The following is a 24,042-nucleotide window of genomic DNA, read 5'->3' as shown; positions in this document are numbered from 1 at the left end:
GGCGCTGCGCGCCCTCAGCCCGCCCCGAAACCGGGACCGCCCCTGCCGGGGCAATGTGGTCGACGGACACTGTGCAGCAGCCCAGAGGAAACGTCATCTCCATTCCTCAGTACGACCGGGGCATGCCCAGGATGTGCTCACCCACATAGGACAGGATCAGGTTGGAGGAGATCGGCGCCACCTGGTAGAGCCGGGTTTCGCGCCATTTGCGCTCCACGTTGTATTCGGTGGCAAAGCCAAAGCCACCATGGCTTTGCAGACAGGCTTCGGCCGCGTGCCAGGAGGCTTCGGAGGCCAGCAGCTTACCCATGTTGGCATCTTCGCCGCAGGGCAGGCCGGCCGCAAACCGGGCACAGGCACGGCGCAGCACCAGATCGGCGGCCTGCATTTCGGCGTAGGCCTTGGCGATGGGAAACTGCACCCCCTGGTTCTGGCCGATGGGCCGGTCGAACACCCGGCGTTCGCTGACGTACTGCACCGCCGTGTCGGTGAACCAGCGCGCATCGCCAATGCATTCGGCGCCCACCAGAATGCGCTCGGCATTCATGCCGTCCAGAATGTATTTCAGCCCCTTGCCTTCCTCGCCGATCAGGCTGCTGGCCGGAATGCGCATATTGTCGAAAAAGATTTCGGTGGTGTTGTGGTTCACCATGGCCGGCAGCTTGCGGATCTCCAGCCCCTTGCCCTTCAGCTGGCGCATGTCCACCAGAAAGACCGACAGACCGTCGCTCTTGCGGGCGCAGTCCTCCAGCGGCGTGGTGCGCGCCAGCAGCAGCATCAGGTCGGAGTACAGCGCCCGCGAGGTCCAGACCTTCTGGCCATTGACCACATAGCGGTCACCCTCGCGCACGGCACGGGTCTTGAGCTTGGTGGTGTCCGATCCGGTGGTGGGCTCGGTGACGCCAAACGCCTGCAGGCGCAGCGTGCCGGTGGCAATCTGCGGCAGGTACAGGTCTTTTTGCGCCTGCGAGCCGTGGCGCAGCACCGTGCCCATGGTGTACATCTGGGCGTGGCAGGCGCCGGCATTGCAACCGCTGGCATGGATTTCCTCCAGGATCACGGCCGCCGCGCGCAGCGGCATGCCGCTGCCGCCGTACTCCTCGGGAATCAGCGCCCCCAGAAAACCGGCGTCGGTCAGCGCCTGGACAAATTCCGACGGGTAAGCGCCGGTCTCCTCCAGCGTGCGCCAGTAGGCACCCGGAAAGTCGGCGCAGACGCGGCGTACGCTGTCGCGGATGTCGGCATAGTCGGTACCGGCTTCGATGTGGACCACGGCAGATTCGGTCATGGCTGTCCTCGCACTGTCAATTGGCTGTTCAAACACGGGCTCCCGGGGGTGTCACTGCCCCGTGAAAACGGGGGGACGCTTCTCGTTGAAGGCACGCACGCCTTCCATGCGGTCCTGGGTGCCCACCAGGTGGTTGTAGGCTTCCACCTCGAAACGGTAGGCCGTGCGCAGCTCCATCTGGCCGCCATAACGCACCGATTTCTTGATCTGCCGCACTGACAGCGGCGCGTTGCCGGCAATCACCGCCGCCGTCTCGTGCGCCCGTTCCAGCACTTCGCCCATGGGGTAGACGCTGTTGGCCACACCCCACTCCAACGCCTGGGTGGCGGACAGCGGCCTGCCGGTCAGCAGCAGCTCCTTGGCCCGGCGCTCGCCCACGGCGCGGGGCAGGTTCTGCGTGCCACCGGCGCCCGGCATGATGCCCAGCGTCACCTCGGGCAGGGCAAAGCGCGCCACCTCGCTGGCATAGACAAAGTCGCAGCACAGCGCCATTTCCATGCCGCCGCCATAGGCGTGGCCGTTGACGGCGGCCACTACCGGCAGCGGCAGGTCGGTCAGCGTCCAGTACATGCGCTCGAACAATTCGTGCTGCAGCTGCCACTGGCGCTGGGTCATGCCGTTGCGCTCCTTCAGATCGCCTCCGGCACAGAAAATCCGCCCCCCCGCACCGGTCAGCACCACGCAGCGCACCGGGCCGGCATCCTCGGTCAGCGCGCTCCACAGCTGCAGCAGTTCGCGCCCCATCTGGGTGTTGAGGGCATTGCCCGCATCGGGGCGGTTCAGTGTCACCTGCAGCACGTGCGGGCCCACGAGCGCCACATCCAGCGTCTCGTAGGCGGTGTTCACAACATCCATCCATGGCTCCTGTGTCATGCCAGCTCCGGAAAAAGCAACTGCTGGGTATGGGCGCCCAGCGCAGGCGGGGCGCTGCGCACACGCGGGCGCTGACCGTCCAGGCTCAGCGGCAGCGCCACAAAGCGCATGCCGGTACCGGGCACGGGATGCACCAGGTCCAGCGCCTGGGTCTGGGCGTGCTCCAGCATCTGGCCCACCGTATTGACCGGGGCACAGGGGACGCCGGCGGCTTCCAGCGCCTCCACCCAGTGGGCGGTGGGTCGGGCTGCCACCAGCGGGTCGATCAGGCGGTACAGCGCCTCCTGGTGCGCCACGCGCTGCGGGTTGTCGATGAAGCGGGCCTGCGTGGCCCATTCCGGGTGGCCCAGCACGCCGCACAGGCGCTGGAACAGCGCATCGCTGCCGGCAGAGATCACCACCTCCCCGTCCCGTGTGGCATAGGCCTTGTAGGGCGCAATGCCGGGCGCTCCCGAGCCCTGCTTTTGCACCTGCTGGCCGCTGGCCATGACCTGGCCGGCCAGCAGCGATACCCAGGTGGCAGCGGTCTCGAACAGCGAGACGTCCACCGTCTGGCCCTCCCCCGTCTGGTGGCGGCGGTGCAGCGCGGCCAGGATGCCGATGGCCCCCCACATGCCCGTGCCCATGTCAACGATGGACGGTGCCACACGCACCGAAGCCCGGCCCGGCTCGCCGGTGGTGCTCATGATGCCGCCGAAGGCCTGCATCAGCGGGTCGTAGCCCGGGCGGTCCTTGAGCGGCCCCACCGCACCGAAGGCCCCCAGGTTGCAGTAGATCAGCGACGGCTTGTCTGCCCGCAGCGTGGCCGCATCCAGGCCCAGCTGCTGCACATGGCCGGGGCGCAGGTTCTGGATGACCACATCCGCGCGCTCGGCGATCAGACGGCGCAACGCCGCCACCTCCTGCGCATCGCGCAGGTTGCAGACCACCGACTGCTTGTTGCGGTTCAGCGCCTGGAAATAGGCGCCCTCGCCTTCCCAAAAAGGCGGACCCCAGCGGCGTGCATCGTCACCTTCGGCTTTTTCCACCTTGATGACCTCGGCGCCCATTTCGGCCAGGATCAGTCCGGTGAACGGTGCTGCCACGCTGTGACCCAGTTCCACCACCACCAGCCCCTGGAAAGGCTGGGCGGGTGGCGGTGAGGACTGGAGAGGGGGGAGAGACATGGCCGGGCACTTTCAAATCCGATGCATGAAAATGTAATGTACGTACATTTAAAACAATGTACGGACAAACCCGCTTTGACATGGCTTAACCTGTCCGCAGGATTGCGTTCTCTGCGACACTGCATCCCGCATGCCCCGAACCGCCACGCCCTCCTCGCACACCGCCACTCGCACGGCCAAACGCCCTGTGGCTGCCGATGGCCCGCTCTACCAGCAGCTCTACCAGCAGCTGTGCGCCGCCATCCAGAACGGGCAGTACCCCGTGCACAGCAGCTTTCCCACGGAAGTCCAGCTCTGCGCCCAGTACGGCGTCAGCCGCCACACGGTGCGTGAAGCCACGCGCCGCATGGTGGAGGAAGGTCTGATAAGCAAGCAGCCCGGCGCCGGCAGCGTGGTGCGGGCCACCCAGCCGGTGGTGCCGTATGTGCTGACCTCGGAAAGCACCTTTCAGGATGCGATGACCTATGGCGATAGCACGCGTCTGGAAGTGCTGGCCAGCCAGCGCAAGGAGGCCGATGCCGCCCTGGCCGCCATCCTGCACTGCCCCCAGCGATCGGTGTGGATGGAACTGACCGCCATGCGCCACCCCACGGGACAGGTCAGTCCCATGTCGTACTCGCAGATCTACCTGCGCCCGGCATTCGCTGAAATCATTGCCCACCTGCATGGCGACCACCCCAGCATCTACACGCTGCTGAAGACGCTGTGCGGCGTAGAGGCCGACAGCATCCGCCAGCGCATCGAAGCCGACCTGATGCCCGATCCCGCGCTGCACCTGCTGCGCCTGCCCGCCGGCAGCCCGGCCCTGCATGTGGTGCGGGCCTATTACGACACCCAGGACCAGTTGCTGGCCGCCTCGGTCAACTGGTACATCCCTGCGCGCTTTCGCATGGAAACCACCTGGCGCCGCGAAGACGGCGGTGCGCCGGTGGCACATTCCATCACCGCGCGCTGAGGCGCGCTGCACGGCAGATCACGCCACCCGCTTGGCCCCGGCCACGCAGGCGATCACGGCCACGGTCACCGCCAGCATGGCCGGGCTCACCGCCTCACCCAGCAGCCAGGCCGCCAGCGCCAGCCCCAGCAAAGGCTGCAGCAGCTGCAACTGCCCCACGGCCGCAATGCCGCCCTGCGCCAGGCCCCGGTACCAGAAGACAAAGCCCAGCCACATGCTGAACAGCGCCACATAGGCCAGTCCCCACCAGGCCGGGGCGCGCACGGCGCTCAGGTCAGCAGGCCACAGCCACAGGGTGAGCGGCAGCATCACCGGCAGCGACAGCACCAGCGCCCAGCTGATCACCTGCCAGCCGCCCAGGCTGCGCGAGAGCTTGGCCCCTTCCGCATACCCCAGGCCACAGACCGCCACGGCCAGCAGCATCAGTCCGTCGCCCACAAACGACGTCTCCCCCCCTTGCTGCCAGGCGGCCCACAGCGCAAACCCCAGCACCAGTGCCGCGCCCAGCAGCGACAGCGCCCAGAACGCCGGCCGCAGGCGCTCACCGCCCCGCCACACACCGCACACCGCCGTGCACAGCGGCAGCAGCGCCACCAGCACAATCGAATGCGCCGCCGGCACATGCTGCAGCGCCAGCGCCGTCAGCAGCGGAAAGCCCAGCACCACGCCCCCCGCCACCACAGCCAACGACGCCATCTGGGAGCGCGCCGGGCGCGGTTGCCGGCACCACAGCACCACCACCAGTGCCAGCAACCCGGCAATGCTGGCACGCGCCACCGTCAGCCACACCGGCGGCAGATCCAGCACCGCCAGCCGTGTGGCCGGCAGTGAGCCGCTGAAGATCACCACCCCGATCAGGCCGTTGAGCCAGCCTTGGGAACTGTGGACAGGGGTAGACGCCGAAGCAGCTTGGGCGGAAGAGGTCATGGCAGTGGAACGCGGTGCAACAGGAACAAGGCCGCCATGCTAGGCATACAACCCAATACAATCAAAAAATTGTCATGCGTACAAAGCCGTTGCGATGGTTGCAATTGCTGCGATGGCTGCGCTGATCCACCCCATGGCCACCACTTCCCTAGCCCGCACCTCCCGCTACCAGACCGTGGTGGACCGCCTGGCGGCCGCCATCCGCAGCGGCCAGCTGCCGGCAGGCACACGCCTGCCCACGCACCGCACACTGGCGGCCCGCGAAGGCCTGGCCCTGGTCACTGCCAGCCGCGTCTACGCCGAGCTCAGCGCCATGGGCCTGGTCAGCGGCGAAACCGGGCGCGGCACCTTCGTCAAGGAAACCGCACTGCCGCCGGGCCACGGCATCGACATTCCGCCGGCAGCGCTGGGCAGCGTGGACCTGAGCTTCAACGTGCCGACCTTGCCCAGCCAGGCCGAGCTGCTGCGCACCGCGCTGCGCCAGCTGGCTCTGACCGGTGACCTGGAAGCTCTGCTGCGCTACCAGCCCCATGGCGGCCGCCCCCGCGACCGCGCCGCCGTGGCCCAGCACCTGCGTGCACGCGGCCTGCAGGTCAGCGGTGAACAGGTGGTATTGGTGGATGGCGCCCAGCACGGCCTGACCGTGGCGCTGATGGCGCGGCTTACGCCCGGCGACGTGGTGGCCGTGGACGCACTCACCTACCCCGGCTTCAAGCTGCTGGCGCAGCAGCTGCACCTGGAGCTGCTGCCCCTTCCCGCCACACCGCAGGGGCCCGACCTGGCCGCGCTGCAGCAGCTGTGCCGCCAGCGCAGCGTGCGTGCGGTCTACACCATGCCCACGCTGCACAACCCGCTGGGCTGGGTGCTGCCGCTTGCCCAGCGCCTGCAGCTGGTGGAATTGGCGCGCGCGCACGATCTGATGCTGATCGAAGACGGGGCCTACGCCTACCTGGCCGACCCGGCCCCGCCGCCGCTGGCCGCGCTGGCGCCGGAGCGCACGGTGTATGTATCCGGTTTTTCCAAGAATGTGGCGGCCGGGCTGCGGGTGGGCTTTGCCGCCGCGCCGCTGGACTGGGTGCCCGCGCTGGAGCGCGCCATCCGCGCCACCACCTGGAACACCCCGGGCGTGATGGCCGCCATCGCCTGCGGCTGGCTGGAAGACGGCACCGTCACCCGGCTGGAAACGCACAAACGCGAAGACGCCGCGCTGCGCCAGCAACTGGCAGCCCGCGTGCTGGGCACACTGCTGCCCGGTCTGCCGCGGGTCAGCCACCCGCTGTCCTACTTTCTGTGGCTGCCGCTGCCGCCCGAAGCACGCGCCGACCAGATTGCGGCGACCCTGCTGCAGCAAGGGATTGCCGTCTCCACGGCCGAGCCGTTCGCCACCACCGCCCAGGTGCCGCATGCGCTGCGCCTGGCGCTGGGATCGGTGCCGCTGGAGGTGCTGGAGCCGGCGCTGCGCCAGGTGGGGCAGGCGATTGCGGACGCCAGCTACTGACCTACGCCTTAGGCGTCGTCCGCCACGGCGTCCGAGACCTGGTCCGACGCAAAGCGCAGCCGGTTGCCATCCGGATCGGTCAGCAGAAACTCCCAGCTCCCCCAGGGCGTGGCTTCCAGCGGATTGGTGGGCCAGATGCCCCGCGCCTCGAATGCCGCCAGCGTGGCGCGCGCATCGGGCACCACAAAGTAGACGGCACCGCCCACCTCGCAGTCGCCACGGTGCTGGGTCAGAAAAATCAGTTGCCGGCCCGCACCGCTGTCGCGGGAGAGCTGGGAAAACAGCGGGTAGCCGGGTTCGAAACGGTGCTCCCAGTCCACGGCAAAACCCAGTCCGTCCACATAGAACTGCAGGCTGCGCACCGCGTCGGTCATGCGCAGCTGGGGAATCACGGTCTGGGTCGGCATGGTCATGCAATCACTCCTGCAGGGACAACGGTAGGTGGGCGCACAGCCCCCCCGAAACAGGTCTCCTGGGCGTGACGGACTGATCCGTCACCAAGGGGGCTTGGGGGCACCTCACGGCAGCCATCGTAGCGGCTTGCATGCGGGCGGGGACGCGGACCCGACACCGGTGCAGCGCAGTGCGCCGCAGCCCCACGCCGCTCACTCCGGCCGCAGCGGCTCGCGCAGATGACGGTCCTGGCGGCAGGCGGCCAGCGGTCTGGCCCGGGCCGACAGAATGCGCTCCACCTTCTGGCTGCGGGCGTCGGCCACCACGCGCAGACAGGCGCAGCCGTAGCCGTAATAGCCATTGGTGCGCACCCATTGCGCGTCGCTGAAGCTGGGCCAGTCGCCTTCGGCCTGGTGGCCGCCTTGTGAACCCACGGTCCAGCTGCCGTCACGGTCGTTCAACCAGGCATTGGACGGTGTGGGGTTTTCCCACCAGCCGCAGCGCAACTGGGACGCCGAGGCTGCGTCCGCCGTCCCGGCCTGCGCCGGGAGCAAACCCCATGCACCCCAGAGGCTGGTGCACAGTGCCAGCACTGCGGCACGGCGCCAGTCAATGCCGCGCCGCATGGCCACTCCCCGGCACGCGGCGGGCCGCCACGCATCCCCAGACCCCATCCACCGCCGCCCCCAGTGCAATGCCCACCCCATAAGCCACCAGATCCAGCGGATCAAAGCCATTGCCCAGCACCAGATACGCCAGCTTGTTGGCGCGCAGCGCCTGCATCCAGGGGGCCTGGTAGAGCTGCAGAAATTCAATGCCAAACGCGATGGCCAGCGACCATGCCACCAGCCGGGTGCGCGGCATGGCCGGCTGTACCCAGGCCACACACAGCAACACCACCCAGGCCCAGAGTGCATCGCCGGGGTAGTTGCCCAGCGCCGCCGGAAACGGCACCAGGCCACGCCGGGAGGCCAGGCCCAGGGCAATGACCAGCAGCGCCAGCAGCACCAGGGCAAGGCGGCTGCGCCTGGGCATCGAAAAAGGGCCCACCACAGACATCACATCCCCCCCTTTTTGTTCATTTTCCTGTGCGCCAGGGCGCGGGCGGCCGCTTGGGTCTGCAGTTGCCCAGCCTCCCGCCATCCAGACTGGCGGGAATGGCCGCCGCCGTCGGCACCCTCCGCCCTCACAGCAACACCAATCCGGGCGGCAGGCTGTCCCCCAGGCTGCGCTTCTGGTCTTCGGCGTCCATCTGCACCACCTGCTCCACCATGGCCACCCAGCGCGGCGGCGCACCGCTGGCCTGCATTTTTTCCAGCACCTGGGTGCGCAGCCCATCCGGCAGATCGCGTGCCCTATCGCCCGTCATCCGGGCCATTTGCACCGCGGCAAACATCGCGGTGTCGTTCTTGCGCCAGTCCTGGGCCAGGGTGGCGTTCAGAAACTCCTGTGCGGCCTCGGGTGGCATCACCAGGTGCGCATTGGCGGCCAGTGGCTGGCGCCCGGCCAGGCGGCCTATGGCCCACCAGGTCTGCACGGATTCACCCTCGCGTTGGAGCCGCTGCAGCATCCACTGGCCCATTTCCTGGCGGTACTGCCAGGGCACGGCCTCCATGGCCGCAAACAGGCGCAGCATGTCGTCGTAGCTGCCATGGCTGCTTTTGCCGCCGCTGCGTGCCGTCTGCTGCACGGCTTTCTGCATGTGGCCGGCCACGTCTTCCAGCAGCGCCAGTTGCTGCGCGGCATCCAGGCCCGCAGCCACACGGCGCCAGAACACCCACCATTCGGTCCAGTTGGCGGCCTCCTTGGCATGGGCCAGCCCCTGGGCATACAAGGCCCAGACCTGCTCCATGCGCCAGCCGTCCAGCTGCGCCCCCACACCGGGCCGCAGGCACCAGCCGGACAGATTCAGCCACACGCGTTCATGCTCGGGCGTGCGGCGGCGGCGCTTGGCGCGCGCCAGCAGCGCGTCAAACAGCGTGCGCAGCGTTGCCACCTCCCAGCCCTCGCGCGGGCCGAGCAGCTTTTCCAGCGACTGGCGCAGCTGGCGCACCTCCTTGGCGCCCACTTCCTGGGCCTGGTTGCCAAAGATGCGTTCGATCTGGGCCACGGCCTGGGGCAGGTGCTGCGCCGTTCTGTCCCCGCCCTGCGGGCTCTCCGGGCCTTCTGCCGGCACGGGCGCAGCGCCGACATCCACGGCATGGCCGCCAGCACGCACATGGAAGGGCAGCAGCCAGGACTGGGCGGTATCCGCCACCGCCACGCAGCGCACTTCCAGCGTGCCGACCTCGCTCATGCAGGCCTGCAACTGCACCTCGATCTGCGCAGTGCTGTGGCCCTCCGGCGCCGGCAGCACGGTGGCAATGGGCGGCAACTCCACCCAGCCCTCGCCGTGCAGCGCCGCCAGCTGTCCAGCCTGCGCCGGCAGGTTGCCGCTGTGCGCCACCAGGCTGAAGCGCACGGCCTGGCCCAGCTTGAGCGCAAAGCGCCGACCGGAGAGCACCATGCGCACGCCTTCTTCCGTGCCGCGCGGCAGCAGGCACAGGCCTTGCGGGGCCGCGCCCTTTTTGCCCGGCAGCACCAGCCAGTAGCTGCGCGCCGCACCGCCGCCGATCACCGGCAGGGCCGCGGCCGCCGGCTTGCGGGTGGCGATCGTTTCTGTAACGCCTTCCGTGCGTTCGGGAGTCTGTTCGGAAAGAGCATCGTGTGCAGCATGCTCCTGCTGCGTACGCACCAAGCCATGGGCTGCCGCGCCACGCGCCACGGCCCAGTCCGGGTGGGGGTTGTGCAACACCCGCACGGGGCTGCCGCGCCAGGCGGTCAGCTGCTGCGTGAGCCGCTCCACCATCGCATGCGCATGGAACACGCCGCCGTTCAGCAGCACGGTGTCGGGCCAGGCTCCACCGGCATGCTGGGCCAGGAACTGCGCCAGATGCCTTGTGATGGCCGCATCCGCCGGATACGGCAGGCCAAAACCGCGCAGCGCACCCTGGCGCTTGCCGGGCTGGTCGGAGGTCTGTGCAGGTGGCAAGAACCCTTCCACCACCCACTGCTGCACCTGCGCACGGGTCAAGGTGGCGGATTGCGTGGCCGCCAGCAGGCGGCTGCCGCCCCCCAGCAGGGTGATGCGGGCATGTTCCGGGGCATCGGCGGCCAGCAATTGCTCCTTGGCCAGGCGGCAGCGCTGCACCAGCTGGGCAAAACGCTGCGCAGGCAAGCGCTGGCCGGCGTCCGCAAACTGCGGCTCCAGCTGGTGGGCCAGCGCCAGATCCATGTTGTCGCCGCCCAGCATCAAATGCTCACCCACGGCAGTGCGGGTCAAGGTGGGCAGGCCGCCATCCGCGGCGCCGGCAGCGGGGTCCACACGGATCAAGGTCAGATCGGTGGTGCCGCCGCCCACGTCCACCACCAGCACCAGGCGGCTGTCCGCCAGCTGCTGCGCCCATTGCGCGCCTTGCAGCACCAGCCAGTCGTGGAACGCGGCCTTGGGCTCTTCCAGCAGCTGCACGCCAGGCAGACCGGCCTGCGCTGCCGCCTCCAGCGTCAGCGCGCGCGCGCCTTCGTCAAACGATGCCGGCACCGTCAGCACCACGATCTGGTCCTGCAGTGGCGCAGCGGGATGGGCCTGGTCCCAGGCCGCTTTCACATGGGCCAGGTAGGACGCAGAGGCCGCCAGCGGCGAGACCTTGGTTACATCTTCTGCAGCCCCCCAGGGCAGGATGGGCGCCGTACGGTCCACGCCGGGGTGGGACAGCCAGCTTTTGGCACTGGCCACCAGGCGACCGGGGACCGCCGCGCCCAGATCCCGCGCCCAGCGGCCGATGACGGCAGGCGCATCGGCCGATGCCCCCTGCGGCGGCCAGGGCTGCTGCCAGGCCTCACCCAGCTCACCCGGCGCAGCCTGGTAGCGCACCGAGGGCAGCAGGGGCAGCAGCGCCACCTCGCCCGCCGTGCTGCGCTGGGGAATGTGCAGCAGTGCAATCTCGGCAGCCGTGCCGCGCACGGGCACGCTGGCCACCACGGTGTGGCTGGTGCCCAGGTCGATACCAACGACAAAGGCCGCAGACGCGGAAGGCCGGGTCACGCCGCGCGCCTTCAGGACGGCTGGGCCGCGCAGTCGCTGCAGCGGCCATAGAGCGTGATTTCGTGGCCCTCCACCACAAACCCTGCCGGGGCCAGCCCCGCCAGATTGCCAGGGCAGGCGTGCACATCGAACACCCGCTGGCACTGCTTGCACTGAAAGTGGTGGTGGTGGCCGTGGTGGGCCACCTCGTACATGGGGCTGCGCCCGGGCAGGTGCACCTCGCGCAGAACGCCCTCTTCCGCCATGGCCTTGAGGGCGCGGTACACCGTGGCAATGCCCAGGCCCGGCAGCGTGGCCTGGGCCAGTTCCAGCACATCCGGCGGTGCCAGCGGCCGGTCGGCCTGCGTCATGGCCTGCTGGATGGCGGTGCGCTGCTTGGTGGATCGTTGCATGGAAGACGTCATGGCGGGGGCTGCTTCAAGGAAGCGGTATTGTGCCGCCGCCTGCACCGCCGACGCCGGCCTACAGGTACTTGAGCCATGCCAGGTCGCGCCGGCGCTGCTTGAGCGCGGCAAACCAGCGCACCGCAGGGTACAGCGCCACGGCCAGCACGGCGGCCAGCACCCACAGCCACAGCAGGTGGTCCAGGCCGAACAGCTGACCCTGGTTGGTCCCCCAGACGGCCACGGCCGCCAGGTACATGAACTTCAGCACATACAGGTGCAGCACGTAGAAGAACATGGGCGCCGCGCCCAGCGTGCCCAGCGGCTGCAGCCAGGGGCGGCCGGCACGCGCCTCGAATGCGTGCAACAGCAGCAGCCCGACCCCCAGCGTCAGCAACAGGAACAGCAGCGACGGCGGGTACTTGGTCACATTGAACCAGGACATGACGGTGTGCAGCGTGCTGGCACCGGCCTGCCAGGGCGCATCGCCATACACATTCAGCGTGCGCAGCACCCCAAAGCCCAGCAGACAGGCCGCGCCCGCCACCAGCAGACGGTGCTGCCGTTGTGCCCCCGCGCAGGCCCTGCCAAACCAGGGGCCGATGCCATAGCCCAGGGCGATCACGCCGATCCAGGGCAGCACCGGGTAGGAGGTGCGCAGCTGCACCCCGGCCAGTTCCAGCCAGCCCCGGTCATGCAGGATGGCCCAGGGCGCGTGCAGCAGATGGCCGGCGGGGAAATGCTGGCCGTCGAGCAGGTTGTGCCCGGCCACCAGCACCGCTCCCAGCAGCAGCAAGGCCTGGCGCGGCAGCCACACCAGCACCGACAGCGCCAGCATGGACAGGCCGATGGCCCAGATCACCTGCAGGAACACCTTGGCCGGTGGAAACTGGAAGGTCCAGGCAAAGTTGACCACCGTCACCTCCAGCAGCACCAGGAACAGGCCCCGCCGCCACAGAAAGCCCGAAGCCGCCGCCCGCGCCTGCCCGGCATCGGCGTGGCGGCTGGCGTACAGATAGGCGCCCAGCCCGGTCAGAAACACAAACACCGGGGCGCACAGATGGGCCAGCATGCGCGGAAAGAACAGGCCCGGCGGCGTATCGGCCACCACCATCGGATCCGGCACCTGCAGATGCAGATAGAAGGTCTCGCGCACATGGTCCAGCAGCATGAACAGCATGACCAGTCCCCGCAGGGCGTCAATCGATTGCAGCCGGCCAGCACCGGGCAGCGCCAGCGGCGCAGAAGCGGAAAAGGTTTTCACGTTTTATTGATAAAGATTTATCAATATCATACAGAGCGCCATTTCATATGCCGTGGCATGCAAGGCCAGGCCCCTGCTGGCAGGCAGGGCATTGGCGATCTCCGCACGGCCGCCAGCTCCCACCAAAAAAGCCCGCAGCCCCATAGGCCAGCGGGCTTTTTCACCAGGGACCGCCGCTTCAGGCGGCAGCGTCGGCGGCGGTCTCCGCACGCACGTCGAACTCCACCTTCCAGCGTTCGGTTCCGCCCACCGGCACGGCATTCAGCTCCAGGGTGCCGATATCCGTCACGCGCGCCTGCAGGGTCACCGGCACGACCTCGCCGGCCACACGGCCTGCTGCCGGCAGGTTCAGCTCGATCTCCTGCAGCTCCACCAGTTCCTCCGGCCCCCAGAAGTCCAGCATGGTGCCCACGGTATCGGCACGGCGCACGCTGGAGCCAAAGAAGCGCAGGCGCACGGGCTCGCCCACGACCAGACCGAACTCCTCGTCAGGCAGCGCCACTTCCGAGCCCTCTTCCATGCCAAACGGCACCAGGCACAGCGCGGACAGCGGCGGCTCCATGCCGGGGATGGCGGGCATGTTCGACTCCACACCGACGTAATACGACTGGGCCGTGCCGCCGCGGATGCGCACGCCGCGGCCGCTGGTGGCGATATGGCCGTAGTAGGCCGCGCCACGTGCCACGGCCAGGTCCAGATTGGCACCGTCCAGCAGGCGGGCGGGCGCGCAGGCTTCATCGTCCAGCCAGCCGTTGATGACCTCGACAATGCGCTGCTCGATCTGCCCGGCCTTGAGCACGCCACCATTGAACAGAATGGCCGTGGGGTGCAGGAAGGTGGAACCGTCCACCTGGTCGCCGTCCAGGCCGTCGATGTCGGCCAGGGCATTGACCTGGCGGGTCAGGAACGCGGCCAGATGGCGCGTGACCGCCGCATCCTGGGCATAGGGCAGGCCCAGCTGGGTGAGCGCGCCCCGGGCGCGGGTCTTGGGTTTGTCGCTGACGGCCACCTTGGGGAAGAAGCCTTCGACCAGCATGGCCAGCACTTCGTCGCGCGTGACTTCGGTGCGGATGCTGCCACCAATGAGCTTGCTGCCCCGGCTGGGCACCACCACCGGCACGGACTGCAGCGCCGCATCGGCCAGCAGTTGCTCCTTGGCACTGCGGCAGCCATGGGCCAGCGCGCGGGTCTGCCAGGCATCCAGCTGCTTGCCTTCCTGCGCCAGCTTGCGCGCCACACCGTAGGCCAGGGCCAGGTCCATGTTGTCGCCGCCCAGCAGAATGTGCTCGCCCACGGCAATCCGTTGCAGCTCCAGATTGCCCTCGCGCTCCAGCACGGCGATCAGCGACAGGTCAGTGGTGCCGCCACCCACGTCCACCACCAGGATGATGTCGCCATGCCGGACCTGCTTGCGCCACTGGCCGCCGCTGGCCTGGATCCAGCTGTACAGCGCTGCCTGGGGCTCCTCCAACAGGGTCAGCCGGTCAAAGCCGGCGGCCTTGCAGGCCTCGGCCGTCAGCTCGCGCGCTGCAGGATCGAACGATGCGGGAATGGTGACGGTGATGTCCTGCTCGGCAAACGGGGCCTCGGGATGGGCCTGCTCCCAGGCCCAGCGCAGGTGCTCCAGGTAGCGGATGGACGCGGTCAGCGGCGAGATGCGGCTGACTTCCTCGGGCGCATCGGGCGGCAGAATGCCTGCGCGGCGGTCCACGCCAGGGTGGCACAGCCAGCTCTTGGCGCTGCTGACCAGCCGGATGGGCGTGGCCGCACCGCGGCTGCGGGCGAACTCGCCGGTGATGAAGTCCTGCGCGGCCGCGCCGGGCAGGCGGCGCTCGGCCTCGGTCAGCTCGCTCTCGTGCGGCAGGTACAGAAAGGACGGCAGCAGCGGCTTGGCTTCCACGCTGGCGGGCCCCGTCAGCTGGGGAATCTCCAGCACGCCCTGCACCACGGTTTCACCGTCGCTGGCCGCCCTGTTCACATAGGACAGCGCGCAGTGCGTGGTGCCCAGGTCGATGCCGATGCTGTAGCGGGCGGGCGCAGCGGACGGAACGGGTGCGGGGGTCGTGGTGGCCGTAGCGGGCGCGGGAGCAGCAGCGGACATAGAGCCCGCAGGCTGGGCCGCACCGGATGCGGCGATGGAGGCAAACACGCTCATGGTTTACAGCTCCACTTCGGCCTGTGCCAGCACCTTGGCGGCCTGGCTGTCGGTCAGCTGGGGCAGCTTCACCTCGGTGACCTGCCAGCCACGGTGGCCCAGGGTACCGGTGAACGGAGCCTGGCCGACCACATTGCCGGTCAGGCGCACGGCGGCCGCGTCAAAGCCCGCCTCCAATGTGATGCGGGCGCCTTCGGCTTCGCTGCGCACCGGGGCAATCGCGAAATGCTCGCGCAGCACCTTGCGGCAGCCTTCGTGCACCACCCGGGCGGCTGCGCCGATTTCCGCATCGGTGTAGGGCGCCACATCTTCCTGGATGAAGTCGACAAAACGGGCTTCCCGCTGCATCAGGCCCAGCAGTTGCAGGGCGGCCGCGTGGTTGGGCACCTCAATGGTCTTCTCAACCAGTTTTTCCACCAGCTTTTCGACAGGCACTTCCACCCGCTTTTCGACCGTCTTTTCAACGATCTTCTCCACGGGCACTTCCACACGGACTTCCACCACCTTTTCGACCGGCACTTCAACGCGCACTTCCGTGGGCTGGACGTCGGCGGCCAGGGCTTCGCCGGCGCGCACGCGGCGCACATCGGCCGCCAGGCGGCCGTCGCCCAGAATGGCAAAGAAGCTGCCGATTGCAATCGCGATGCGGCTGAAGAAAGAAGGGGGCTGGTTGGATGGCATGGCAGGGTGCGCAGTCGCGCGCAATAGGGGCCGGCTGCAGCGGACAACCACCGGCACCCAAGGCCGGAAGGAGACTGCAACCCGCAAAAACAGGGAACGCGGTGGCATGCCGCGCACACACGCCGGGCGGTGCGGTTGTTACAAACAACGGCCACCCCAGCGGTGCGCGCGCCCGCAAGGGCCGTGATGTTACCCAAAGCAGGCAATACCTGTCCGGGTGCAGGTATCGCCCAGACGGTCATCGGCGGACCGATTTGTAACAGTGATACCGCAGCGCCCCGTGCCGAAAAAGCAGGCAGGGCATAATTTGCAGCAGTTTCCCCCCCCATGGTCTGCACCCACCTTCCCCTTTCTGCCCGCCTGCGCCGCGCTGCCCTTGCTGCAGTGCCGCAAGTGCGTGCCTGTGTGCTGCGTGCCCTGCACACCCGCCGCCATGGCGTGCCGACCGCCTTTGTCAGCCTCAGTGGCGTTACGGCCATGCTTTCCGCCGCCGTGCGGAAGGCATAAGGCACACACAGTCCCTTTCCTCCGCACGGCCTCCACGACTTGCACATGCAAAGGCGCATGCGCGCAGCCACGGCCCCACCACGCCCGCAGGCCGCGCCACGCGCCCATTTCCCCCACGGAATGGACGAGGTTGAACAATGGACATGGAACTGACCCAAACTTTCTTGCGCGGCAAGAACCCCTGCGCCATGGGGTACCGCTGGTTTGTGCGCAACAACCTGGGCGGTGGCGACTACCAGGCGGCCATGGACACCCAGGTGGCCGCCGGCCGCGTGGACGACGCACGCTGGCTGCTGGAGAACTTCGGCCCCACCAACACCGTGCTGGAGCTGGAGCATCTGGAGGCCGATAACCTGGTCTACGCCGGCACGCTGATCGTGCATGGCGATGTCCGCGTCAGCGGCCAACTGCTGGTGGGGCGCAGCCTGCAGGTGGGCGGCGGCATACGCGCCGGCACGCTGGAAGCGGGGGAAAACATCCACAGCGGCGGCGCCATCTTCTGCGGCGAACTGCTGCAGGCCGGCAATGCCATCAAGGCCGCCTGGAGCGTGGAAGTGCAAGGCGCCCTGCGCGCCGCAGACCTGCGCACCGGCTGGGAACTGCGCTGCGGCGGCGATGTGACGCTGCAAGGACAGGCCCACATCGGCCAGGAAGTGGACGTGCAGGGGGCCCTGCACTGCGGCAAGGGCCTGCGCGCGGGCGGCCGCATTGCCGTGCAGGGCCTGCTGGACGCAGGCCATGGCATTGCCACCCAGGACAGCCTGGACTGCGGCAACCACATCCAGGCGGGTTGGGGCATCAAGGCGCTGGGCGACATCCGCGCCGCCTGCAGCATCCGCACGGGCGAGACCCTGCAGGCCGACGGGGAGATCGCCGCCGGTCCCGGCTACGGCGTATTTGCCGGCATGAATGTACAGATGGAGGCCTGGCCGGACTGCGCCTGGGTGCGGGCGCTGAAAAAACCGCTGGGGCTGGTCAGCGGCCACTGGGATGGCGCCGCACTGGCCGCCTGAGCGGCTGCCGCATTGGCAACAGGGCCAAGACCGCCGTGCGCCAGGGCCGCGGGCACAATAAGCGTTTTGCACCATGGCTACCGCGCGCAAGCGCTGCGGCCGCGTCCCAAGGAAACCCACCCGTGTTCACCGGCATCATTCAGGCCGTGGCAACCATTGCCGCGCTGCGCGACCAGGACGGTCTGCGCACCTTCACCATGGAATTCCCCGAAGGCTTCTGCCAGGACCTGGCGGTGGGCGCCAGTGTCTCGCACGACGGCGTCTGCCTGACCGTGACAGAAAACCTCTCGCCCACCAGCGCCACCTTCGACGTGATGCAGCAAAGCCTGGCCATCACCACGCTGGGCAGCTACAAGGCCGGCGCCCATGTGAATGTGGAGCGTGCCGCCAAGGACGGCGCCGAAATCGGCGGCCACCCGCTGTCCGGCCATGTGGACTTCACCGCGCCGCTGCTGGACATCGTGCGCACCGACACCAACCACAAGATCCGCTTCGGCATTCCCGAAGCCTTTCGCCCCTATGTGTTTGCCAAGGGCTATATCGCCGTCAACGGCGCCAGCCTGACAGTGGCCGAGGTGAACCGCAAGGAAGGCTGGTTCGAGGTCTGGCTGATTCCCGAAACGCTGCGCATGACCGTGTTCGGCAGCAAGCAGGTGGGCGATCTGGTCAACATCGAGATCGAACGCAGCACCCAGGTGGTGGTGGACACGGTGCGCGAAACCGTGGAAGCCAGCCTGGGCCGCTTGAAGCCCGTGCTGGAAGCGCTGCTGAAAGAAAAGGGGCTGAGCCTGGACGACTTCATCGACGTGCCCAAGCTGCCGTCCTGACCCCGGACTGCCCTTCCCTCCAGCGCTTCCCCGGAAGCGCTTTTTTCATGCCGCAGCCGCGCCCCGGCAACCTGCGGTCTTACAACGGTGCCTTGAACCGCTTGAGCCGCAGCGCATTGGAGAGCACAAACACGCTGGACAACGCCATGGCCCCGGCCGCAAACACGGGCGACAGCAGCGTGCCGTTGAACGGGTACAGCAGACCCGCCGCCACGGGGATCAGCGCCACGTTGTAGGCAAAGGCCCAGAACAGGTTTTCACCGATGTTCTTCATCGTGGCCTTGGACAGCGCAATCGCATTCGGCACGCCCGACAGGTCGCCCGACATCAGCACCACATCGGCCGCCTCGATCGCAATGTCGGTGCCCGTGCCAATGGCAATGCCCACATCGGCCTCGGCCAGCGCGGGGGCGTCGTTGATGCCGTCCCCCACATAGGCCAGCGTGCCGTGCTCGGCCTTCAGGCGCTGCACGGTCTCCACCTTGCCGCCGGGCAGGACCTCGGCCACCACTTCGTCAATGCCCAGTTGCCGGGCAATCGCTTCGGCGGTGTGGCGGTTGTCGCCGGTGATCATCGCCACCTTCAGACCCAGCGCATGCAGCGCCTCAATCGCGGGCCGGGTCGTGGGCTTGATGGGGTCGGCCACGGCAATCATGGCAACCAGCCTGCCATCGATGGCCGCATACAGCGGCGTCTTGCCTTCGCCGCCCAGGCGCAGCGCCTCAGCCGCAAAACCGTCCACACCCAGGCCCAGTTCGCGCATGAAGCGGTCCGCGCCGATCTCCACCCGGTGGCCGTCGACCACCGCGCGCACGCCAAAGCCGGTGACGGATTCAAACCCGCTGATCGCCGGGATCTGCAGACCTTCGGCACGCGCCGCATCCACGATGGCGCGGGCAATCGGGTGCTCGCTGCGGTCCTCCACGGCCGCCACCTGCGCCAGCACCTGGCTGCGCTGCAGCCCATCAGATAGCACCAGATCGGTCAGCTCCGGGCGGCCCTTGGTCAGCGTGCCGGTCTTGTCCACCGCCACCACCTTGGCATCCTTGAGCTGCTGCAGCGCCTCGCCCTTGCGCAGCAGCACCCCCATCTGCGCGGCGCGGCCGGTGCCGACCATGATGGACGTCGGCGTGGCCAGCCCCATGGCGCAGGGGCAGGCAATGATGAGCACGGCCACGGCATTCACCAGCGCAAAGCTCAGCGCAGGCGCTGGGCCCCAGACCAGCCAGACGGCAAAGGTCAGCAGTGCCGCCGCCATCACCGCAGGCACAAACCACATGGTGATCTTGTCCACCAGCGCCTGGATCGGCAGCTTGCTGCCCTGGGCCTGCTCCACCATGCGGATGATCTGCGCCAGCAGCGTGTCGGCCCCCACCTTGGTGGCCCGGAACACCAGGGCACCGTTCTGGTTCACCGTGCCGCCCACGACTTCGGCGCCCACGGTCTTTTCCACCGGCACGGGTTCGCCGCTGATCATGGATTCATCGACAAAGCTCTGGCCCTCGACCACCTCCCCGTCCACCGGAATGCGCTCGCCCGGCCGCACTTCGATCACATCACCGGCATGCACCTGGGCGATGTCCAGCTCCAGCACCGCACCATCGCGGCGCACGCGGGCGGTCTTGGCCTGCAGCTGCACCAGGCGGCGGATGGCTTCGGAGGTATTGCCCTTGGCGCGCGCTTCCATGAAGCGCCCCAACAGGATCAGCGCCACGATGACGGCGGCCGCCTCGTAGTACACATTCACGGTGCCGGCCGGCAGCCATTGCGGCACAAAGGTGGCCACCACCGAATAGGCAAAGGCGGCCGAGGTACCCACGGCGACCAGCGAATTCATGTCCGGCGCCCCGCGCAGCAAGGCGGGAATGCCTTTTTCAAAGAAGCGGCGGCCCGGGCCGCACAGCACCACGGCCGTCAGTGCAAACTGCAGGTACCAGCTGTTCTGCGTGCCGATGGTATGGGACACCCAATGGTGGAAAGCCGGCACCATGTGGCCGCCCATTTCCAGCAGGAACACGGGCAATGCAAACACCGCGGCAAAAATCAGCGCGCGCTGCAGCGAGGCCCGCTCCTGCGCCTGGCGCTCGGCCGCCGCGTCGTCCACCGCCTTGCCGGATCCGGCCTGCGGCACCACGCTGGCCTCGTAGCCGGCCTTGGCCACGGCGGCAATCAGCGCCCCCACATCGGTGCCGTCGTTGACCTGCACGGCGGCGCGCTCCGTGGCCAGATTGACACTGGCGCCCTGCACGCCGGGCACTTTCTTCAGCGCCCGCTCCACCCGCCCCACGCAGGAGGCGCAGGTCATGCCGCCGACCTGCAGATCCACGGTCTGCTGGGGCACGGCATAGCCAGCCTTTTCGATGGCCGCCACCGCCAACGGCAGGATGGCGGCAGCCTGCGCCGGATCATCCAGCTGCAGGCTGGCTTTTTCCGTGGCCAGATTGACCACTGCCTCCTGCACACCGGGCACCTTCTTGAGCGCACGCTCCACCCGGCCCACACAGGACGCGCAGGTCATTCCCTCTACGGTGAAATCGAAATGGGCAGGCAGTCTGTTTGCAGCGTTCATCACACTCTCCAAGGTTATGGAGTATGACTGTAGAGATTGACATCATGTCAATGTCAAGCACGGTGCCCAGCCTGGCCTGCCGCCCCTTCCATTCAGCGGATGTGCGCGATCACCGCCCCCAGCGTCTGGGCCGTGCCGGCGGCCGCCGCCAGCGTGATGCGCCCGCTGCAGTGCGCCGAGACCTGCATTTCCATCTTCATGGCTTCCATCACGGCAATCACATCGCCTTCCTGGACCGCATCGCCATCCTCCACCTTCCAGGCATGCAGATTGCCTGCAATCGGGGACTGCACGGCCGCTGCATCCACCGCCTCCGGGGCGGAAGACACCGACACTGCACCACCAGTGCCTGCGGCCAGCCCTTGCAGCAGCACCGCGGGCAAGCCCAGCTGCACGCGGCGGCCATCCATCTCGATGGCGGTGCGCACCAGGCTGGCGTCGGGCAGCGGCTCCGCACGCACGGCAGCGGCCAGCGGCTCGGCAAAGCCCGATTCGATCCAGCGCGTGTGCACCTTGAAACCGTCCTGCCCCACAAAGTCTGGGTGCCCGATCACCGCCTGGTGGAAGGGCAGCACCGACGCCACGCCTTCGATCTGGAACTCGCGCAGCGCACGGCGGGCGCGGGCCAGGGCCTGCTCCCGCGTGGCGCCCGTCACGATGAGCTTGGCCATCATGGAGTCAAAGCTGCCGGGAATGACCGAACCCGATTCCACCCCGGAGTCCAGGCGCACGCCGGGGCCGGATGGCGGAACGAACTTCAGCACCGGGCCGGGCGTGGGCAGAAAGCCGCGCCCCACATCCTCGGCATTGATGCGGAACTCGATGGAGTGCGCGCGTGGCACCGGGGTCTCGGTGACGGACAGCGGCAGGCCGTCGGCCACGCGCAGCTGCTCGATCACCAGGTCCACGCCCGTGGTCTCCTCGGTCACCGTGTGCTCCACCTGCAGGCGGGTGTTGACCTCCAGGAAAGAGATGGCGCCCCCGGCCTGGCCGTTGTCGCTGAGCAGAAACTCCACGGTGCCGGCACCGACATAGCCCGCCTCGGCACAGATCGCCCTGGCCGCGTTGTGGATGCGTGCCCGCTGCTCCTCGGTGATGAAGGGCGCAGGCGCCTCTTCCACCAGCTTCTGGTTGCGGCGCTGCAGCGAACAGTCCCGCGTGCCCATCACCACCACGTGGCCGTGGGTGTCCGCCAGCACCTGCGCCTCGATATGGCGGGGCTTGTCCAGGAACTGTTCCACAAAGCACTCGCCGCGGCCAAAGGCGGTCACGGCTTCGCGCACGGCCGATGCATAGAGCTCGGCCACCTCGTCCATGCGCCACGCGATCTTCATGCCGCGGCCACCGCCTCCGAACGCCGCCTTGATGATGATGGGCAGGCCATGCTGCTGTGCAAAGACCAGCACCTCATCGGCGTTCTGCACCGGGCCGGGCGTGCCCGCCACCAGCGGCGCGCCTACCTTCAGCGCAATCTTGCGGGCTTCCACCTTGTCGCCCAACTGGGCAATGGTCTCGGGCCGGGGGCCGATCCAGATCAGGCCGGCATCCAGCACCGCGCGCGCAAAGGCTTCGCTTTCCGACAGAAAGCCATAGCCGGGGTGCACCGCATCGGCGCCGGATTTCTGGGCAATCGCCAGCAGCTTGCCGATGTGCAGATAGCTGTCGGCAGGCTGGTCGCCATCCAGGCCATAGGCTTCGTCGGCCGTGCGGGCATGCAAGGCATCGATGTCGGCATTGGCATACACCGCCACGGACTTCACGCCGTAGTCGGCGCAGGCACGGGCAATGCGCACGGCAATCTCGCCGCGGTTCGCTATCAGGACTTTTTTCATACCGCTTCCTCAGTCCGCCACCGCAGGGTTCAACACTGCGAATGCACGAACGGGCTTAAAACGAATCCATGCACCCACCGGGATCTGCCCCGCCAGATCCAGGTGGTGGGGGACCACACAGCCGATCACCGGGTAGCCCCCGGTCAGAGGGTGGTCCGCCAGAAACAGCACCGGCTGGCCGCTGGCAGGCACCTGGATGGCGCCCAGGGCAGTGCCTTCGCTGGGCAGCTCGCTGGTGATGGCACGCGCCAAGGCCTCGTCACCGGCCAGGCGCAGGCCCACCCGGTTGGACTGGGGCGTGACCTCCCAGCGCTGGCGGGCCAGCAGGGCCACGGCCTCGGGCGTGAACCAGTCGGTGCGCGGTCCCAGCTCCACATCCAGCACCACCTCCTGGCCAGGGGCCGGCAGCAGGTCTGGTGCCAGGGCCGCATCGCCCACCACGGCATGCCAAGCCGCTTCCACAGGCAGCAGCTGACCGCTGTGCAGGGCGGGCGGGCCCACCTGGGCCAAGGTATCGGTGGATGCGCTGCCCAGCACCGGGGTCACCCGGTAGCCGCCGCGCACCGCCACATAACAGCGGGCACCGGTCGTGGGCTGCCCCAGGCCCAGGCTGTCGCCATCGGCCAGCGCAATGGCCGCGTACCGCGGCGCATTCCAGCGGCGGCCGGCTGCGGTGGTGATAGTGAGGGGCGCGTCGGCGCCGGTCACGGCCACCACGTTCTCGCCCACGCTCTGCAGCACCAGGCCGCCGCCCACGGTCTCCAGCACCGGCAGGTGGCTGGCATTGCCAACCAGGCGGTTGGCGCTCTTGAAAGCCGCCTGGTCCATGGCGCCGGAAGCCGAAACCCCCTGGCCCGCCTGCCCATGGCGGCCACAGTCCTGGAACACGGTCAGCAACCCGGTGGCGCGCACCCACAGCGCCTGGCCGGTGTCCCCCATGGCTGCGGGGGGCACCGCCGCCGCAGCCTGGACGGGTGCTGCATCCGCCAGGCGCGGGTCTGCCCCGGCGCTGGCGGTGGATGCATCGACAAACCGCACGCGGTAGCCCGGCTGCAGCAGCGCGGGGAGGTCACGCGCCAGATCCCACATGGCGGCATCCGTCACGCCGATGATCTGCCAGCCGCCCGGGCTGGCCTGAGGGTAGACCGCGCTGAACGTACCGGCCAGCGCCACCGCGCCCGCCGGCACCTTGGTGCGCGGGGTGGTACGGCGCGCCACGTTGAAAATGGGGTCGCCCCCTGACAGATAGGCAAAGCCCGGTGCAAAGCCGGTGAACGCCACCGACCATTCGCTGCCGGTGTGGCGCTGCACCACCTCGTGCGCGCTGATGCCCAGCATCTGCGCCACATCGGCCAGGTCTTCGCCGTCATAGCGCACGGGAATTTCCACCAGCACATCCGAGCGCTGCACGCTGCCCTGCAGATTGCGGCCCGCAATTGCCTGCACCAGCTGCGCCGCCGTTACCCGGTGCGGAGCAAAGTACACCAGGATGGTGCGCGCAGCAGGCACCAGCTCCTGCACGCCGTCAATCGGCTCGGCCTGCAGGGACTGGAGCAGCACCAGGGTCTGCTGCAGATCGTCCAGCTCCACCATGAGGGCCTGGCGGTGGACCGGCAGAAAACGCATG

Annotated in this window: 19 protein-coding genes; 4 read left to right on the top strand and 15 right to left on the bottom strand. The window is 68.4% G+C overall.

The window, feature by feature from the left end:
* Positions 1 to 106: 106 nt before the first annotated feature.
* From CT3_RS03020 to CT3_RS03010, 3 genes are read right to left on the bottom strand one after another with little or no spacing between them, the layout of a single operon-like run.
* On the bottom strand, positions 107 to 1,288 hold the full coding sequence (locus CT3_RS03020; RefSeq protein ID WP_066540192.1) for an acyl-CoA dehydrogenase family protein: 1,182 nt from the start codon (positions 1,286 to 1,288) through the stop codon (positions 107 to 109).
* A gap of 51 nt (positions 1,289 to 1,339) precedes the next feature.
* Positions 1,340 to 2,143 carry an enoyl-CoA hydratase/isomerase family protein gene (locus tag CT3_RS03015; RefSeq protein WP_066540186.1) on the bottom strand — a complete coding sequence of 268 codons (804 nt, stop codon included), beginning with the start codon at positions 2,141 to 2,143 and terminating at the stop codon, positions 1,340 to 1,342.
* Between the two features lie 14 nt (positions 2,144 to 2,157).
* Complete coding sequence (locus CT3_RS03010; RefSeq protein WP_083520571.1) at positions 2,158 to 3,327, bottom strand: CaiB/BaiF CoA transferase family protein; 1,170 nt, start codon at positions 3,325 to 3,327, stop codon at positions 2,158 to 2,160.
* Positions 3,328 to 3,457: 130 nt separating this feature from the next.
* Between CT3_RS03010 and CT3_RS03005 the strand changes: the two genes are divergently transcribed.
* Positions 3,458 to 4,282 carry a GntR family transcriptional regulator gene (locus CT3_RS03005; protein ID WP_066540183.1) on the top strand — a complete coding sequence of 275 codons (825 nt, stop codon included), beginning with the start codon at positions 3,458 to 3,460 and terminating at the stop codon, positions 4,280 to 4,282.
* Between the two features lie 18 nt (positions 4,283 to 4,300).
* Here CT3_RS03005 and CT3_RS03000 read toward each other — a convergent pair whose 3' ends face one another.
* A complete protein-coding gene (locus CT3_RS03000) occupies positions 4,301 to 5,209 on the bottom strand; it encodes a DMT family transporter (protein WP_066540177.1) in 909 nt (302 codons plus the stop codon).
* Positions 5,210 to 5,342: 133 nt separating this feature from the next.
* Between CT3_RS03000 and CT3_RS02995 the strand changes: the two genes are divergently transcribed.
* Entirely contained in the window at positions 5,343 to 6,707 is a 1,365-nt protein-coding gene (locus CT3_RS02995; protein ID WP_066540813.1) for an aminotransferase-like domain-containing protein, read from the top strand.
* Between the two features lie 8 nt (positions 6,708 to 6,715).
* Here CT3_RS02995 and CT3_RS02990 read toward each other — a convergent pair whose 3' ends face one another.
* From CT3_RS02990 to CT3_RS02955, 8 genes are all read right to left on the bottom strand, one after another.
* The gene (locus tag CT3_RS02990) at positions 6,716 to 7,120 is read right to left on the bottom strand and encodes a bleomycin resistance protein (protein ID WP_218568132.1); all 405 of its coding nucleotides are present in this window, start codon (positions 7,118 to 7,120) and stop codon (positions 6,716 to 6,718) included.
* Between the two features lie 192 nt (positions 7,121 to 7,312).
* A complete protein-coding gene (locus tag CT3_RS02985; protein ID WP_066540808.1) occupies positions 7,313 to 7,726 on the bottom strand; it encodes a DUF4087 domain-containing protein in 414 nt (137 codons plus the stop codon).
* Positions 7,710 to 8,159: a ribosomal maturation YjgA family protein gene (locus CT3_RS02980; RefSeq protein ID WP_066540175.1), complete on the bottom strand. Its 450-nt coding sequence runs from the start codon at positions 8,157 to 8,159 to the stop codon at positions 7,710 to 7,712. The genes CT3_RS02985 and CT3_RS02980 overlap by 17 nt, the downstream gene beginning before the upstream one ends.
* A 127-nt stretch (positions 8,160 to 8,286) precedes the next feature.
* Positions 8,287 to 11,184 carry an Hsp70 family protein gene (locus CT3_RS02975; protein WP_066540172.1) on the bottom strand — a complete coding sequence of 966 codons (2,898 nt, stop codon included), beginning with the start codon at positions 11,182 to 11,184 and terminating at the stop codon, positions 8,287 to 8,289.
* An 11-nt stretch (positions 11,185 to 11,195) separates the two neighbouring features.
* Positions 11,196 to 11,576, bottom strand: a complete 381-nt coding sequence (locus CT3_RS02970; protein ID WP_225608838.1) for a Fur family transcriptional regulator — start codon at positions 11,574 to 11,576, stop codon at positions 11,196 to 11,198.
* 70 nt (positions 11,577 to 11,646) lie between these two features.
* The gene (locus CT3_RS02965; protein WP_083520594.1) at positions 11,647 to 12,798 is read right to left on the bottom strand and encodes an acetyltransferase domain-containing protein; all 1,152 of its coding nucleotides are present in this window, start codon (positions 12,796 to 12,798) and stop codon (positions 11,647 to 11,649) included.
* A gap of 211 nt (positions 12,799 to 13,009) precedes the next feature.
* Complete coding sequence (locus CT3_RS02960; RefSeq protein ID WP_218568131.1) at positions 13,010 to 14,986, bottom strand: Hsp70 family protein; 1,977 nt, start codon at positions 14,984 to 14,986, stop codon at positions 13,010 to 13,012.
* A gap of 3 nt (positions 14,987 to 14,989) precedes the next feature.
* Positions 14,990 to 15,667, bottom strand: coding sequence for a DUF2760 domain-containing protein (locus CT3_RS02955; protein WP_066540166.1), 678 nt, complete (start codon positions 15,665 to 15,667; stop codon positions 14,990 to 14,992).
* A gap of 650 nt (positions 15,668 to 16,317) precedes the next feature.
* Between CT3_RS02955 and CT3_RS02945 the strand changes: the two genes are divergently transcribed.
* Positions 16,318 to 17,187, top strand: a complete 870-nt coding sequence (locus tag CT3_RS02945) for a hypothetical protein (RefSeq protein ID WP_225608839.1) — start codon at positions 16,318 to 16,320, stop codon at positions 17,185 to 17,187.
* Positions 17,188 to 17,309: 122 nt separating this feature from the next.
* Complete coding sequence (locus CT3_RS02940) at positions 17,310 to 18,014, top strand: riboflavin synthase (protein WP_066540159.1); 705 nt, start codon at positions 17,310 to 17,312, stop codon at positions 18,012 to 18,014.
* Between the two features lie 79 nt (positions 18,015 to 18,093).
* On the opposite strand, the gene CT3_RS02935 is transcribed toward CT3_RS02940, so the two are convergent.
* The 3 genes from CT3_RS02935 to CT3_RS02925 form a co-directional block, all read right to left on the bottom strand.
* Positions 18,094 to 20,583: a heavy metal translocating P-type ATPase gene (locus CT3_RS02935; RefSeq protein WP_066540156.1), complete on the bottom strand. Its 2,490-nt coding sequence runs from the start codon at positions 20,581 to 20,583 to the stop codon at positions 18,094 to 18,096.
* Between the two features lie 92 nt (positions 20,584 to 20,675).
* The gene (locus CT3_RS02930) at positions 20,676 to 22,415 is read right to left on the bottom strand and encodes an acetyl/propionyl/methylcrotonyl-CoA carboxylase subunit alpha (protein ID WP_066540154.1); all 1,740 of its coding nucleotides are present in this window, start codon (positions 22,413 to 22,415) and stop codon (positions 20,676 to 20,678) included.
* 9 nt (positions 22,416 to 22,424) lie between these two features.
* A complete protein-coding gene (locus CT3_RS02925; protein WP_066540803.1) occupies positions 22,425 to 24,041 on the bottom strand; it encodes a 5-oxoprolinase subunit B/C family protein in 1,617 nt (538 codons plus the stop codon).
* Position 24,042 lies beyond the last annotated feature (1 nt).

This window comes from Comamonas terrigena NBRC 13299, from assembly GCF_006740045.1.
Lineage (GTDB): Bacteria > Pseudomonadota > Gammaproteobacteria > Burkholderiales > Burkholderiaceae_C > Comamonas > Comamonas terrigena.
The sequence above is the reverse complement of the archived record's forward strand: the minus strand, read 5'-3'. Positions and strand labels throughout refer to the sequence as shown.

Coding starts and splice junctions, on each gene's coding strand:
- CT3_RS03020 (WP_066540192.1), bottom strand. CDS start 1,288: ATGACCGAATCTGCCGTGGTCCACATCGAAGCCGGTACCGACTATGCC.
- CT3_RS03015 (WP_066540186.1), bottom strand. CDS start 2,143: ATGGATGTTGTGAACACCGCCTACGAGACGCTGGATGTGGCGCTCGTG.
- CT3_RS03010 (WP_083520571.1), bottom strand. CDS start 3,327: ATGTCTCTCCCCCCTCTCCAGTCCTCACCGCCACCCGCCCAGCCTTTC.
- CT3_RS03005 (WP_066540183.1), top strand. CDS start 3,458: ATGCCCCGAACCGCCACGCCCTCCTCGCACACCGCCACTCGCACGGCC.
- CT3_RS03000 (WP_066540177.1), bottom strand. CDS start 5,209: ATGACCTCTTCCGCCCAAGCTGCTTCGGCGTCTACCCCTGTCCACAGT.
- CT3_RS02995 (WP_066540813.1), top strand. CDS start 5,343: ATGGCCACCACTTCCCTAGCCCGCACCTCCCGCTACCAGACCGTGGTG.
- CT3_RS02990 (WP_218568132.1), bottom strand. CDS start 7,120: ATGACCATGCCGACCCAGACCGTGATTCCCCAGCTGCGCATGACCGAC.
- CT3_RS02985 (WP_066540808.1), bottom strand. CDS start 7,726: ATGCGGCGCGGCATTGACTGGCGCCGTGCCGCAGTGCTGGCACTGTGC.
- CT3_RS02980 (WP_066540175.1), bottom strand. CDS start 8,159: ATGTCTGTGGTGGGCCCTTTTTCGATGCCCAGGCGCAGCCGCCTTGCC.
- CT3_RS02970 (WP_225608838.1), bottom strand. CDS start 11,576: ATGCAACGATCCACCAAGCAGCGCACCGCCATCCAGCAGGCCATGACG.
- CT3_RS02960 (WP_218568131.1), bottom strand. CDS start 14,986: ATGAGCGTGTTTGCCTCCATCGCCGCATCCGGTGCGGCCCAGCCTGCG.
- CT3_RS02955 (WP_066540166.1), bottom strand. CDS start 15,667: ATGCCATCCAACCAGCCCCCTTCTTTCTTCAGCCGCATCGCGATTGCA.
- CT3_RS02945 (WP_225608839.1), top strand. CDS start 16,318: ATGGAACTGACCCAAACTTTCTTGCGCGGCAAGAACCCCTGCGCCATG.
- CT3_RS02935 (WP_066540156.1), bottom strand. CDS start 20,583: ATGAACGCTGCAAACAGACTGCCTGCCCATTTCGATTTCACCGTAGAG.
- CT3_RS02930 (WP_066540154.1), bottom strand. CDS start 22,415: ATGAAAAAAGTCCTGATAGCGAACCGCGGCGAGATTGCCGTGCGCATT.
- CT3_RS02925 (WP_066540803.1), bottom strand. CDS start 24,041: ATGCGTTTTCTGCCGGTCCACCGCCAGGCCCTCATGGTGGAGCTGGAC.